This is a genomic window from Vibrio sp. 1727, from assembly GCF_033344415.1.
Classification (GTDB): domain Bacteria; phylum Pseudomonadota; class Gammaproteobacteria; order Enterobacterales; family Vibrionaceae; genus Vibrio; species Vibrio alginolyticus.
Genome location: NZ_JAWPOT010000187.1, coordinates 1 through 787, shown reverse-complemented (window position 1 = coordinate 787; position 787 = coordinate 1). Strand labels below are relative to the sequence as shown.

Genomic DNA, 787 nt, shown 5'->3' with positions numbered 1-787 from the left:
GATCAAAAAGGGCGAGCATCATCATGCTCGCCCTTGGTCGGTATATTTATAGTTGTTCAGCGAGCTGAGGCAGTATCTCAAACAGATCGCCGACTAACCCATAATCCGCCACTTCGAAGATTGGGGAGTCTGGATCTTTGTTGATAGCGACAATCACTTTCGACTCTTTCATGCCGGCAAGGTGTTGGATTGCACCAGAGATCCCGACGGCAATGTAAAGCTTAGGCGCGACGATTTTGCCGGTTTGACCGACTTGTAAGTCGTTAGCGACAAAACCTGCATCGACAGCAGCGCGAGACGCCCCAATCGCTGCGCCGAGTTTGTCGGCGACTTTTTCGATAAGTTCGAAGTTCTCTTTGCTGCCAACGCCACGACCGCCAGAAATCACGATTTCCGCAGCGGTGAGTTCAGGGCGCTCAGAAACGGTCTTGTCGATAGCAACTAATTCTACAACGGAAGATTGAGCCGAGGTTTGCTGATGCTCAATATCGACTTGGCTGTTGCAAGCAACAGGATCAAAGGCCGACGCGCGCACGGTGACCACACGTAATTTGTCATTTGAAGTCACTTTAGCGAAAGCGTTGCCCGCATAAATTGGGCGTATAAACGTTTTGTCATCCACCACTTGAACGATGTCAGAGATTTGCCCAACACCACATTTAGCGGCGATACGTGGCGCAAGATCTTTGCCTTTGGATGATGAATTGGCCCAGATACCGTCAAAGCTGTCTGCAAGTCCTACAACAACTGGTGCGATATTTTCCGCGAATTGGTGCACCAGCGATTC

The 787-nt window shown here is 50.2% G+C and carries 1 protein-coding gene; it reads right to left on the bottom strand.

Annotated features, from left to right (window positions below):
- Positions 1–46: 46 nt before the first annotated feature.
- A partial coding sequence (locus R8O10_RS24680) for an electron transfer flavoprotein subunit alpha/FixB family protein (protein WP_318191884.1) occupies positions 47–787 on the bottom strand: 741 nt, incomplete at its 5' end.